Here is a 12,462-nt window from a genome sequence, read left to right on the forward strand (position 1 = left end):
GGTCAGCGCGTCGGGTCCTTCCCGTTCGGCTGTGCCGGCCCCGGCCCCGGAGACCACCAGCCCCACACCGTTTTCCGGCCGTGCTGCACCGTGGGCGCGATGCCTTCGCTGAACGGTTCCACCTGCAGCAGCTGGCCCCACGACTGGCTCGGCTGGCCGATCAGGTAGCTGGGCACCTCGGGTTCCTTCGCCACCTCCTCGAGCCAGCCGATCGGCCCGCCGTTGGTGGCCGAGGCCCATTGCGCCTCGTCGGCCAGGGCGCCGGCCGTGATGCGGTAGTCGGGGACCTGCGAGATGCCGTCGTGGGAGGTCACGGGATTCGCGCACGGGTAGACGAACGACGCGGGCCAGTCGATGTACACGGACTTGCCCACGAGTTTGTCCGTCAGCGTCGTGAAGGTCGGCACGCGCGGGGCGGACGCGGCGATCCAGCCGTCCTCGGTGAGGTCGTTGTCGACGATGTCCACGCGCACCGACGTGGTCTGCGGCGGCAGGTCGCGCAGGTTGATGCGGGTGTCGTTCCAGCCGCCGGTGCCGGCGCCCGGCGGAAGGGCGAACTGGCTGCGCAGCACCTTGACGCCGTCGGCCGTCACCACGCCGTAGTCGAGGCTGACCGACGCGGGACGCCGCGGCTGGCCCGCCGTCGCGATCACGATCTGGCCGTCGGCGGGTTTGTCGGCCAGCGCGTACCACTCGCTGCGCAGCCGGCCCGCGCGGTTCTGCTCGAAGTAGCTGCTCCACATCGGCACGGTGTCGGGCGTGAAGCCGTGCGGGGGCTCGGAAAGCGGGTCGTCCTCTTCGGTGGGACGCGGGTGGAAGCCGGTCTGCACCTGGCCGTTGCCCTGATCCGGGTTCGGCAGCGGCGACTCCTCCTGTTTCGCCGGCACGGTCCGCTGCTCGGGCTGCGGGTGCAGGACACTTTTCGCCGCGTCGGTCTCCACCATCACGTGGTCGGACAGGTTGCAGCTCTTGCCGAACAGGTGCCCGAAGTCGGCGGCGCCCAGGCTGTAGCTGCCCCGCTGGATGTAGATCGCCGCCGCCATCGTGTAGAACTCGCCGGCCGCGACCAAGCCGCAGACCACCACGAGCGACAGCGAACCCAGCCGCAGCGACCGGCCGCGTTTTTCCTGCGGCGCGGGCGCGACCGGGCGGTGGGCGCGGATGTTCTCCACGAACGCGTAGATCCCCGCGATCGCCGCGGCCACCAGCAGGATCGTCGACAGCGGGATCCCGGCGACCGACGGCGCCAGCCCGGTCCACGGCACGCCCAGGCGCGAAACGAACCAGTACGTGTTGGGTCCCGTCGCGGCGAGCGCGCCGACCACGAGCAGCCCCGCCAGGAACGTGGCCCGGTTGCGGTTCGAGCGCAGCACGGTGGAACTCGTCGCCAACGCGGTCAACGCCGCCATCGACGCCCCGACGGCCGCGAACGCGCCGAAGTGGTGCGTCCACTTCGTCGGCGTGAGGGCCAGCAGCAGGAAGAACAACGCGGTGGTGCCGATCAGCCGCCGGCTCGGCCCGAGTGCCGCGCCCGGGATCCGGCCGCGCCGCAGCAGCACGACCAGGCACGTCACCGTGCACAGGACCACCAGCAGCACCGGGAACCGTCGTGGCGCGGACCCGTCGGGCAGGTTCTCGAACAGCAGCTGGTAGCGCGCGAGCTCCTGGAACCACGACAGGTTCGGCCCCACCTGCGTGCGGATGCGCGTGGCTTCCTGCACGGTCGCGAACGTCTGGTCCGCGAACACCACCACGAGCACGAGCAGCCCGGACGCGGCGATCGGCGCGAGGATCGGGAGCCAGCCACCGGCCGCGCGCTGGCGCACGAGCTTGAACAACGGCCGCGCGGCGACCAGGAACGGCGCCACCGCGATCAGCCCCGTCGGCGTCGCGGCGAGCGTGAACGCGGCCGCGGTGAGGCCGAGGCACAGCGGCAGCAGGCGGCGCGTCACCAACGCGCGTTCCACGGCGCAGATCGCGAGCAGCGAACCCAGCGCGGCCACGGGTTCCGGCCGCACGCCGTTGTTGTAGGGCATCCACCAGACGAGGAACACGGCCGCCGCGGCCCAGCCGGCCGCGCGGCTGCCGCGCACCTGCGTGCCCAGCCGGGGCATCACCTCGCGACTGATGAGCAGCCAGCTGATCACGCCCACCAGGTACGAGGGCAGCCGGATCCACGGCGGCACCGTGCTGACGTGCGTCATCAGCTCGTAGAGGTGGTAGAACCAGCCGAACGGCGCCTCCGCGACGCCGAACCAGCGGTGGTAGTTGGTCAGGAAGCCCGTGGACTCCGTGACTCTGGCCATCGTGAGGATGTAGCCGTCGTCCGAGGTCACCGGTCCGATGAACACCCACGCGCCGAGCGCGAGGATCACCGTCGCGTCGCGGCCGGTCAGGCGCCACCAGCCCACGGGAGCCCAACGCGGCGCGCGCCGGGCGAACCCGGAGTCCATACGCCACACGGCGATCAGGCAGGCGACGAACGCGAGCACGCCGAGGATGCCGACGCCGATCTTCAACGCCGTCGGCGAAGTCTGGTAGCGGGTGTCCGGCACGACCGTCACGCGCAGGCCCGCGATCGGGTCCTTCGCGGAGCTGATCGAGGAGTAGATGCCGACCACGCGCGGGCGGACGTCGCCGGTCGTGTGGAACACCGTCGTGCCCGCGACGGCGAGCGTCATCTGCGTGGCGTCCGACTTCAGCGTCACTGTGCAGCCGGCCGGCGGCAGTGGCTGCTGCGTGATCTGCTGGCCCTGGCTGGACGCGAGCAGCACGCCGTTGTCCACGCGCAGCTGCAATCCGACGCCGTTGCCGGCGCGCGGGTCGGTGCGCCCGTCCGGCACCGTCGCGAACAGCAGCGCGGGACCGTTCGTGCGCGCGTCGAGCGACTTGACCGTGGCGCACGGAATCTCGGCCTCGAGGTCCTGGGCCCAGTACCCGGTCAAGGGCGCGTTGACGGACCGGGTGTCGGAGCCGGTCGGCCAGCCGACCAACGCGGTGTCCTGCACGACGGGCAGGAACGGATAGGCCAGGGCGCACAGCGCCGAAAGCAACCCCAGCGCTACGGCAATCGGACGCATCGGGAGAAGTTATCCGGTGCGCCGCAGGGGCTACGAAGGCCCCTCACTGCGGAGCGTGAATCGCTCGTGGTGCACGGCGTTGGCCAACGGCGCGCGGGTGCGCCAGCCGTGGCGTTCGAGGTCCGGGACCTCGGCCAGCGCGGTCACGGGGCCGACGCAGAGCCAGGCCACGGGCCGGATTCCGGTCGGGATGCCGAGCAACGACGCGAGGAACGGCTCGCGGTAGAAGCTCACCCAGCCGACACCGAGGCCCTCGGCGGTCGCGGCCAGCCACAGGTTCTGGATGGCGAGGCAGACCGAGTACAGCCCGGCGTCGGCGATCGCGTGCCGGCCCAGCACGGCGGGCGCGCCGCGTTCGGCGTCGTAGGTGACGACGATGCCGAGGGTCGACTCGCGGATGCCCTCGATCTTGATGCGGGAGAACGTGTCGGCGCGTTCGCCGGCCAGCTCGGCCGCGAACACGTCGCGCTCGTCGTGCACGTGCTGGGCGAAGGACTCGCGCGTGGCGGAATCGCGCACGAGCACGAAGTCCCACGGCTGGCTCAGACCGACGCTCGGCGCGGCGTGCGCGGCTTCGAGCACGCGGATGAGCACGGCGTCGTCGATCGGCTCGCCGGTGAACTCGCCGCGGACGTCGCGGCGGCGGCGAAGTACTTCGTAGAACTCGTCGATCATCGGCGCAGCACCCATTCCACGGCTTCGGCGACCCCCGCGACCTCGGCGGTGGCCGGGCGCGGCGGGCGGCGCACGACGACCACCGGCAGGTCCAGCTCGCGGGCGGCGGTGAGCTTCGCAGCGGTCATCGGGCCGCCGCTGTCCTTGGTGACGAGAACGTCGATGCGGTGCTCGGCCAGCAGCGCGCGCTCTCCGTCCACTTCGTACGGTCCGCGATTCAGCAGGACCTCGTGCTGCCTCGGCAACGGCGGCTCGGGCGGGTCGACGCAGCGGATGAGGAACCACAACGCGTCGAGCTCGGCGAACGCGGCGAGCCCCTGTCGTCCGCTGGTCAGGAAGACGCGGGAGCCGAGGCCGGGCAGCAGTTCGGCGGCGGCGCCGAGGTCGTCGGCCCAGTGCCAGCGGTCGCCTTCGGCGGGTTGCCAACCGGGCCGGGCGAGCCGCAGCAGCGGCACGCCGATGGCCGACGTGGCGGCGAAAGCGTTGGTACCGATGCGTTCCGCGAACGGATGGGTCGCGTCGACAACCGCCGCCACGTCGTGCTCACGAAGCCACGCGGACAGCCCTTCGACACCACCGAAACTCCCGACTCGCACCTCGCCGGCGGGCAGCCGTGGCCGGGCGACCCGCCCGGCGAGCGACGACACCACGGCGACTCCGCGCGAGTGCAGTTCGGCCGCGAGCGCCCGCGCCTCGGCCGTGCCGCCGAGGATCAGCACGGTCATCCGCCGTAGCCCACGGCCGCGCGCCAGCGGTCGAGCGTGCGCATGTTCGCGAGCGTCTCGGCCCAAGTCAGCTCGGGTGCCTGCCGGTTGTCCACGTGGGCGGCGACGTGGTCGGCCTCGCGCGCGAACACACTCTGCGTCGCCTCGATCTCGATCACCTCGGGCTCGCCGCCCCCCGGCGTCAGCACGATCTGCGACGACGTCGCCCGGCGCATTTGCGGCAGCCAGGCCGGTTTCGGCACGTGGATCTGCCCGGTGGTGCCGTAGATCCGGATGTGGTCGTCCTGCGTGAGCCGGTAGCCGCAGGACAGCTGCGCGATGATGTCGCCCGGCAACCGCAGCAGGCCCATCGCGAATTCGTCGACGCCGCGGTCGGTCAGCCGCGCCATCCCGGTGACGGTGGTGGGCTCCACGACGTCGATGCCGGTCGCCGCCTGCGAAACGAGCCGCGCGAGCGACGTGCAGTAGCAGCCCACGTCGAGGATCCCGCCGCCGCCGAGCGCCGGGTCGGCCAGGCGAGGGGCGTCGTTGGCGCCGGTGTCGAAGCTGAACGAGACGTCGACGGCCCGGACCTCACCGATCGCGCCGCACGAGATCAGCTCGACGAGCCGGCGCGTCTGCGGGTGCAGGCGGTACATGAACGCCTCCATGAGGAAGACGTCGTGGCGGCGCGCCGCGTCGATCACCTTCTCGGCCTCGGCCGCCGTGACCGTGAGCGGTTTCTCGCACAGCACGTGCTTGCCGGCTTCGGCGGCGCGGATCGCCCACTCCGCGTGCATCGGGTGCGGCGTGGCGATGTAGACGGCGTCGATGTCCGGGTCGGCGAGCAGGTCGACGTAGGAGCCGTAGGCCTTCGGGATGTCGAAGCGGGTGGCGAACTCGCGCGCCCGGTCGGCCGAGCGGGCGGCGACGGCTTCCAGCGTGCCGTGTTTGCTGAGCTCGACGCCGGTCGCGAAGTCGGCGGCGATCGATCCGGCGGCCAGCAGGCCCCAGCGTAGGTCTGTCACAGTGACTCCGGTTGGCTCGCGCGGTCTCGGGTGCTCGAATACAGGAAGCTGTCGGGGAATCCTCCGGCTGCGAGCACCTGGCCGACGAAGATGGTGGCCGCGCGCGTCATTCCGACTTCGCGCGCCTGCGCGGCGATGTCGGTGAGCGTGCCGCGCACGACGGTCTCGCCCGGCTGGCTCGCCAGCGCCACGACGGCCGCGGGGCAGTCGGCGCCGTAGAACGGCACGAGCTCCTCGGTGACGCGCTCGATGTGGTTGATGGCCAGGTGCAACGCGAGTGTGGTGCCGCTGCGGGCGAAGTTCGCCAGCGTCTCGCCCTCGGGCAACGCCGTCGACCGCGCTTGCGCCCGCGTGATCACGAGGCTCTGCCCGATACCGGGCACGGTCAGCTCACGGCCCAGCACGGCGGCCGACGCGGCGAACGCGGGCACACCGGGGACGATGGCGTAGGGCACTCCGGCGGCGTCGAGGCGGCGCACGGTTTCCGCCACCGCGCTGTAGAGCGACGGGTCGCCGGACACCAGCCGCGCGATGTCGTGGCCCGCGCGGTGGGCCGTGATCAGGCGTTCGACGATCTCGTCGAGGCTCAGGTTCGCCGTGTCGACGCGCTCGGTCTCGGGCGCGCAGTACGCGAGCAGATCGGTCGGCGTCATGCTGCCCGGGTACAGGCACACACCGCAGCGCGCGAGCAGGTCGCGGCCACGGACGGTGATGAGGTCGGCCGCGCCGGGGCCGGCGCCTATGAAGTGAACGGTCATCTCGAACTCCAGGACGTCACGGTGCGCGACGGGGTCCACCCCGTGAACCCGCCGAGCGGCTGCGCGTGGTCGACGGTGACCCTCGTCAGCTCACCACCCCGGCTCGCGTAGGCGTTCGCCAGGATCTGTTCTGCTTCCAGCGTGACACCGTGGGCGACCACGCGGGCACCGGTGGCGAGGCACGCGTCGAGCAGGCCGGGCACGGTGAGGCCGCCGCCGATGAAGACGGCGTCGGGCCCGGGGAGGGTCGCCAGCGCGTCGGGGGCCGGGCCGGTGACCACTCGCAGCTCGGGGACGCCGAGCGTGGCGGCGTTGCGGGTGATACGCTTGGCGCGTGCGGGGTCGCGTTCGACGGCGATCGCGCGGTTGAGCGGGTGCGCGCGGGACCATTCGATGCCGATGCTGCCCGCGCCCGCGCCGACGTCCCAGAGCAGCTCGCCGGGGACGGGCGCGAGGTGGGCGAGGGCGGACGCGCGGACGTCGCGTTTGGTGAGCTGGCCGTCGTGCTCGAACGCGCTGTCGGGCAGGCCGGTGAGCGGGAGCGCGGGGCCGGCGCAGACCAGGGCGAACACGGTGAGGGGGCCGGGTTCGTGCGTCCAGCCGTCGGCGACGTGCTCGTCTTCGGCGCCGAGGTTTTCGAGGCTGGTCAGGGTGGATTCGCCGTAGCCGCGGGTCCGGAGCAGTTCCCGCAGGTCGGCCGCGTTCGCGCCCAGCACCAGCACCTTCCGGCGCGGCGCGAGCACGCGGGCCACGCGGTCCACGACGCGCCCGACCACGGTGACCACCTCGGTCTCCTCGAACGACCAGCCGAGCCGCGCGCGGGCCAGCGTCACCGACGAGAGCGCGGGCAGGACGTCGATCTCGTGGCCGCGGTCGCGCAGGGTCGTGCCGATGCCTGAGAGCAGAGGATCGCCGCTGGCCAGCACACAGATCCGGCGTCCGGCGTGCTCGGCGAGGACGTCGTCGAGCCCGGGCAGCAGCGGGCTCGGCCACGGCTGCGTGCGGACGCCTTCGGGCAGCATCGCGAGCTGCCGCGGCGCGCCCAGCACGACGTCGGCTTCGAGCACGGCTTTTCGCGCTTTTCCGCCCAGCCCCGCCCAGCCGTCGGCCCCGATCCCGACCACTGTGAGAGGTGATTTTTCGCGCACGTTCACCCACGCTAGACGACGCGTTTCCTGTGCGATGATCGGCTGGACGCCGACCACGAGGAGAGCTCTTGAAGCCGTACCCGTTCACCGCCGTCGTCGGGATGCCGGACCTGCGCCTGGCGCTGATCCTGTCCTCGATCTCACCCGCCGTGGGCGGCGTGCTGGTGCGGGGCGAGAAGGGCACGGCGAAGTCGACGATGGTGCGTGCGCTCGCCGGTCTGCTGCCCCAGCTCGACGTGGTGGACGGCTGCCGGTTCTCGTGCGATCCCGCCGCGCCCGACCCCGTCTGCCCGGACGGTCCGCACCCGGCGGGCGCGCCCGCGCACCGGCGGCCGGCGCGGCTGGTGGAGCTGCCCGTCGGCGCGGCGGAAGACCGGGTCGTCGGGTCGCTGAACCTGGAGAAGGCGCTGTCGGAGGGCGTCACGGACTACCAGCCGGGTCTGCTGGCCGCGGCGAACCGGGGCCTGCTCTACGTGGACGAGGTCAACCTGCTGCACGACCACCTCGTCGACACCCTGCTCGACGCCGCCGCGATGGGCCGCGCGACCGTGGAGCGCGAGGGCGTGTCCGTGTCGCACGCGGCGCGGTTCGTGCTGATCGGCACGATGAACCCCGAGGAAGGCGAGCTGCGGCCGCAGCTGCTGGACCGGTTCGGGCTGACCGTCGAGGTCGCGTCGAGCCGGGAGCCCGAGCAGCGCGTGGAGGTGGTCCGCCGGCGCCTCGCGTACGAGGCGGATCCCGACGGGTTCGCGGCCGCGTACGCCGCCGAAGACTCGGCCCTGGCCGCGGACATCGAGGCGGCACAACGGCTTCTGCCCGCGGTGAAGCTGCCCGACGACGCGCTGCGGCAGATCGCCGAGGTGTGCGCGTCGTTCGAGGTGGACGGGATGCGGGCCGACATCGTCACGGCGCGCACGGCCGTCGCGCACGCGGCGTGGGCCGGGCGCAACGAGGTGACCACCGAGGACGTGCGCGTGGCCGCGCGGCTCGCGTTGCCGCACCGGCGCCGCCGCAACCCGTTCGACGCGCCGGGGATTTCCGAGGAGCAGCTGGAACAGGCGTTGCAGGACGCGCAACCGTCCGAAGATCCCGGTTCCGGCCCGGAGGACGACGGGCCCGGCTCGGGTTCCGGGTCCCCGCGCGCCGAAGGTGAGCAGCCGCCGGGGGACCAGCCGGCGCCTCCCCAGCAGCAACCGCAGCAGCAACCGGGCGACGGGACGGGTTCCGGACCACAGAACACGGTCGGTTCCGGCGAGACGTTCCGGGCGCGCGTGTTCCGCGTGAAGGGAACCGGCGAAGGCGAGCGCGGCCGCCGGTCGCGGGCCATCACCGACACCGGCCGCACGATCGGGGTCCAGCCACCGAGCGTCCGCGACGGCCGGCCGCACCTCGTCGCCACGATGCGTGCCGCCGCGCCGCACCAACGGTCCCGTGGCCGAAGCGGTCCCGGACTGCTGGTGCGTTCGCAGGATCTGCGGTTCGCGCTGCGCGAAGGGCGCGAAGGCAACCTCGTGTTGTTCTGTGTGGACGCGTCGGGCTCCATGGGCGCGCGCACGCGGATGCGGGAGGTGAAGACGGCGGTGCTGTCGCTGCTGTTGGACGCCTACCAACGGCGTGACAAGGTCGGGCTCGTCACCTTCCGTGGTGACTCGGCCGAGCTCGCGCTGCCGCCGACGATCAGCGTCGAGGCCGCGGCCGCGCGGCTGGAAGGACTGCCGACGGGCGGCCGCACGCCGCTCGCGGAAGGGCTGCTGGAAGCGGCGCGCGTGCTGCGCGTGGAGGCGATCCGCGATCCACGCCGGCGTCCGCTGGTGGTTCTTGTCACGGACGGGCGGGCCACGAGCGGAGCCGACGCCGTCGCACGCTCGCAGGCCGCGGCGGGGTTGCTGGCCGGCGTCACCACCATCGTGATGGACTGCGAGAGCGGCCGTATGCGCCTCGGGCTGGCGGCGGAGCTGGCCGGGCACCTCGGCGCCGAGCACGTGCCGCTCGCCGAGGTCGCGGCCGAGACGCTGGCCTCGGCCGTCCGCGAACACACCGGGAGGGCTGCCTGATGCCGCAAGGGAAACCGGCCGTCGTCCCGCAGGACGGGCTCACCACGCGCCAGCGGCGCAACCGCCCGCTGCTCGCCGTGCACACCGGCGAGATGAAGGGCAAGTCGACCGCCGCGTTCGGCATGGCGCTGCGCGCGTGGAACCAGGGCTGGTCGATCGGGGTGTTCCAGTTCGTGAAGTCGGCGAAGTGGCGCGTCGGGGAGGAAGCCGCGTTCCGTGCGCTCGGGAAGCTGCACGACGACACGGGTGAGGGCGGGCCCGTCGAGTGGCACAAGATGGGCGAGGGCTGGAGCTGGACGCGCAAGTCCGGCACCGACTCCGACCACGCCGCCAACGCGCGCGAGGGCTGGGCCGAGATCAAGCGCCGCCTCGCCGCCGAGACGCACGACTTCTACGTGCTCGACGAGTTCTCCTACCTGCTCAAGTGGGGCTGGCTCGAGGTCGACGACGTGGTGTCCACTTTGGTCTCCCGGCCCGGGCACCAGCACGTGGTGATCACCGGCCGCTACGCGCCGCCGGAGCTCGTCGAGGCCGCCGACCTGGTGGCCGAGATGACGAAGGTCAAGCACCCCATGGACGCGGGCCAGAAGGGGCAGCGGGGGATCGAGTGGTAGCGCGGGTGGTCATCGCCGCGCCCGGTTCCGGGCACGGCAAGACCACCATCGCCGCAGGGCTGATGGCGGCGTTGCGCGCGGCCGGGCACCGCGTGTCGGGCCACAAGGTCGGGCCCGACTTCATCGACCCGAGCTACCACGCGCTCGCCACGGGCCGTCCCGCCCGCAACCTCGATCCGTTCCTGCAGGGTGAGGACCGGCTGGTTCCCCTGCTGCGGCACGGTTCCTCCGACGCGGACATCGCCGTGATCGAAGGCGTGATGGGACTGTTCGACGGCGCCCTCGGCACGGAGGGTTACGCGTCGACCGCTCACGTCGCCCGGGTCCTCGACGCGCCGGTGGTGCTGGTGGTCGACGCTTCGGCCGCTTCGCGCAGCGTCGCGGCGACCGTGCTCGGGTTCGCGAATTACGACACGCGCGTGCGTCTCGCCGGGGTGATCCTGAACAAGCTGGGTTCGCAGCGCCACGAGGACGAGATCGCGTCCGCGTTGGAGGCCACGGGCGTGCCGCTGCTGGGTGCGTTGCGGCGCAACGAGAACGTGCACGCGCCGAGCCGCCACCTCGGCCTGGTGCCCGCGGCCGAGCGCGCTGCCGACTCGCAGCGGGTGCTGCCGGAGCTGGCGTCGTGGGTGGCCGGCGGGGTGGATCTCGAGGCCGTGGTCCGGGTCGCGCGGGCGGCGCCGCCGTTGACTGGTCCCGTGTGGACACCGCCTGGTGACTTCGAGGGACCGCGGACGGTGGTGGCCGCCGCGGCCGGGCCGGCGTTCACGTTCCGGTACACGGAGAACATCGAGCAGCTGGCTTCGCTCGGCGTGGACGTCGTCGACGTGGATCCGTTGCGGGACGAGCAGCTGCCCGAGGGCTGTGCCGGGTTGTACTTCGGCGGCGGGTTCCCGGAGGTGCACGCGGCGGAGCTGTCGGCGAACAAGCCGTTGCTCACGGCGGTGGCGGACGCGGTCGGGCTCGGCATGCCGGTGAGCGCGGAGTGCGCGGGGCTGCTTTACCTGTGCCGTGAGCTGGACGGACTGCCGATGGCCGGTGTCGTCGACGCGACGGCGGTGATGACCAAGCGCGGAAAGCTGGGGTATCGGACGGCGGTTTCGCTGGCGGACAACGTGCTCGCGGTCGCGGGTCAGCGTGTGACCGGCCACGAGTTCCACCGGACGGAGCTCACGCCTGGGGCCGGTCCGTCGCCGGCGTGGGGCTGGGAGCGGACAGTGGACGGGTTCGCTTCGGCTTCGCTGCACGCGTCGTACCTGCATGTGCACTGGGCCGGGTACCCGGAGCTCGCGGAACGGTTCGCTACCCACGTACGCGCCTTTGCCCAGGTGGCTTCGCGTGGCTGACACCTCGGACTACGACCTGCACCATCACGGCGATCGCGAGGTCGGGCCGGGGCTGGTGGACCTCGCCGTCAACGTCCGGCTGCCGCGCCCGCCCGAGTGGTTGCGGCGGGAGCTGGTGTCCGCTGTGGACAGTCTCGCCGCGTACCCCGATCCGTCGGCGGCACAGGCAGCTGTGGCCGCGCGGCACGGCCGGCCGGTGGACGAAGTGCTGGTGACGGCCGGTGCGGCGGAGGCGTTCACCCTGCTGGCTTCGGCTTTGAAGCCGCGGCACGCGGTGGTCGTGCACCCGCAGTTCACCGAACCCGAGGCCGCCCTGCGCGCTGCGGGTCACGACGTGTCGCGTGTGGTCCTGCCGTCGTCGGACGGTTTCGTGCTGGATCCCGGACTCGTCCCGGCGTCGGCCGATCTGGTGTTCGTCGGCAACCCGACGAACCCGACCTCGGTGCTGCACCCCGCTCACGTACTTCGTGCCTTGGCACAGCCCGGCCGCCTGCTCGTGGTGGACGAAGCCTTCCTCGACGCCATCCCCGGCGAAGCGGAGAGCCTGGCGGGTTCGTCGCTCGACGGTGTGGTCGTGCTGCGCAGCCTGACCAAGACGTGGGGGCTGGCGGGCTTGCGCGCGGGTTACGTCCTCGGCCCGCCTCAAGAGCTGGCTCGGCTGCGGGCCGTCCAGCCGCCGTGGTCCGTGTCGACGCCGGCCGCGGTCGCCACGGTCGCCTGCTGCCGCCCGACCGCGCTGGAAGAAGCGGAAAAGCTGGCCGCCACCGCCGAATCCGACCGTGACTACCTCGTCTCCCGCCTGAGCGGACTGGGCATTCCGGTCCTGGGTGACCCGCAGGGTCCGTTCGTGCTGATCGAGGCTCCCGACGAAGGCCTGCGTTCTCGCCTGCGCTCCGCGGGGTACGCGGTGCGCCGCGGCGATACGTTCCCCGGCTTGGGCCCCCGGCACCTGCGCCTGGCGGTCCGTTCCCGCGAGGTGACCGACGGGTTCGTCGCCGCGCTGGCCCGCTCGCTCTAGCCGGCGAGCACGACGAAACCGTGCGTATCACTCGTTT

General features: G+C 72.5%; 10 protein-coding genes. 4 read left to right on the forward strand and 6 right to left on the reverse strand.

The features are described 5' to 3' along the window. Positions 1-2 precede the first annotated feature (2 nt). The 6 genes from AB0M56_RS20825 to cbiE are packed head-to-tail and all read right to left on the reverse strand — an operon-like array spanning position 3 to position 7,369. The gene (locus tag AB0M56_RS20825) at positions 3-3,080 is read right to left on the reverse strand and encodes an arabinosyltransferase domain-containing protein (RefSeq protein WP_364178534.1); all 3,078 of its coding nucleotides are present in this window, start codon (positions 3,078-3,080) and stop codon (positions 3-5) included. A 30-nt stretch (positions 3,081-3,110) separates the two neighbouring features. After that, positions 3,111-3,755, reverse strand: coding sequence for a 5,6-dimethylbenzimidazole synthase (gene bluB / locus AB0M56_RS20830; protein WP_364178537.1), 645 nt, complete (start codon positions 3,753-3,755; stop codon positions 3,111-3,113). Next, positions 3,752-4,480: a cobalt-precorrin-6A reductase gene (locus AB0M56_RS20835; protein ID WP_364178540.1), complete on the reverse strand. Its 729-nt coding sequence runs from the start codon at positions 4,478-4,480 to the stop codon at positions 3,752-3,754. The genes bluB and AB0M56_RS20835 overlap by 4 nt, the downstream gene beginning before the upstream one ends. Then, the gene (locus AB0M56_RS20840; protein WP_364178543.1) at positions 4,477-5,487 is read right to left on the reverse strand and encodes a Gfo/Idh/MocA family oxidoreductase; all 1,011 of its coding nucleotides are present in this window, start codon (positions 5,485-5,487) and stop codon (positions 4,477-4,479) included. Before AB0M56_RS20840 ends, AB0M56_RS20835 begins: the two co-directional genes overlap by 4 nt. Then, complete coding sequence (locus tag AB0M56_RS20845; RefSeq protein WP_364178546.1) at positions 5,484-6,245, reverse strand: SAM-dependent methyltransferase; 762 nt, start codon at positions 6,243-6,245, stop codon at positions 5,484-5,486. The genes AB0M56_RS20840 and AB0M56_RS20845 overlap by 4 nt, the downstream gene beginning before the upstream one ends. Then, positions 6,242-7,369: a precorrin-6y C5,15-methyltransferase (decarboxylating) subunit CbiE gene (gene cbiE, locus AB0M56_RS20850; protein ID WP_364178549.1), complete on the reverse strand. Its 1,128-nt coding sequence runs from the start codon at positions 7,367-7,369 to the stop codon at positions 6,242-6,244. The genes AB0M56_RS20845 and cbiE overlap by 4 nt, the downstream gene beginning before the upstream one ends. A gap of 92 nt (positions 7,370-7,461) precedes the next feature. On the opposite strand from cbiE, the gene AB0M56_RS20855 reads away from it, so the two are divergent. The 4 genes from AB0M56_RS20855 to cobC are packed head-to-tail and all read left to right on the forward strand — an operon-like array spanning position 7,462 to position 12,425. Then, positions 7,462-9,447 carry a putative cobaltochelatase gene (locus AB0M56_RS20855; RefSeq protein WP_364178551.1) on the forward strand — a complete coding sequence of 662 codons (1,986 nt, stop codon included), beginning with the start codon at positions 7,462-7,464 and terminating at the stop codon, positions 9,445-9,447. After that, positions 9,447-10,061 carry a cob(I)yrinic acid a,c-diamide adenosyltransferase gene (gene cobO / locus AB0M56_RS20860; RefSeq protein ID WP_364178554.1) on the forward strand — a complete coding sequence of 205 codons (615 nt, stop codon included), beginning with the start codon at positions 9,447-9,449 and terminating at the stop codon, positions 10,059-10,061. Before AB0M56_RS20855 ends, cobO begins: the two co-directional genes overlap by 1 nt. A gap of 5 nt (positions 10,062-10,066) precedes the next feature. Continuing rightward, complete coding sequence (locus tag AB0M56_RS20865) at positions 10,067-11,407, forward strand: cobyrinate a,c-diamide synthase (protein WP_364178556.1); 1,341 nt, start codon at positions 10,067-10,069, stop codon at positions 11,405-11,407. Beyond that, the gene (gene cobC, locus AB0M56_RS20870) at positions 11,400-12,425 is read left to right on the forward strand and encodes an Rv2231c family pyridoxal phosphate-dependent protein CobC (protein ID WP_364178558.1); all 1,026 of its coding nucleotides are present in this window, start codon (positions 11,400-11,402) and stop codon (positions 12,423-12,425) included. The genes AB0M56_RS20865 and cobC overlap by 8 nt, the downstream gene beginning before the upstream one ends. Positions 12,426-12,462: the final 37 nt, after the last annotated feature.

The organism is Amycolatopsis sp. NPDC051372 (genome assembly GCF_040682095.1).
Taxonomy (GTDB): domain Bacteria; phylum Actinomycetota; class Actinomycetes; order Mycobacteriales; family Pseudonocardiaceae; genus Amycolatopsis.

What these genes read in the sequence shown, in the direction of transcription:
- AB0M56_RS20825 (WP_364178534.1), bottom strand. Translation starts at nt 3,080, where the DNA reads ATGCGTCCGATTGCCGTAGCGCTGGGGTTGCTTTCGGCGCTGTGCGCC.
- bluB (WP_364178537.1), bottom strand. Translation starts at nt 3,755, where the DNA reads ATGATCGACGAGTTCTACGAAGTACTTCGCCGCCGCCGCGACGTCCGC.
- AB0M56_RS20835 (WP_364178540.1), bottom strand. Translation starts at nt 4,480, where the DNA reads ATGACCGTGCTGATCCTCGGCGGCACGGCCGAGGCGCGGGCGCTCGCG.
- AB0M56_RS20845 (WP_364178546.1), bottom strand. Translation starts at nt 6,245, where the DNA reads ATGACCGTTCACTTCATAGGCGCCGGCCCCGGCGCGGCCGACCTCATC.
- cobO (WP_364178554.1), top strand. Translation starts at nt 9,447, where the DNA reads ATGCCGCAAGGGAAACCGGCCGTCGTCCCGCAGGACGGGCTCACCACG.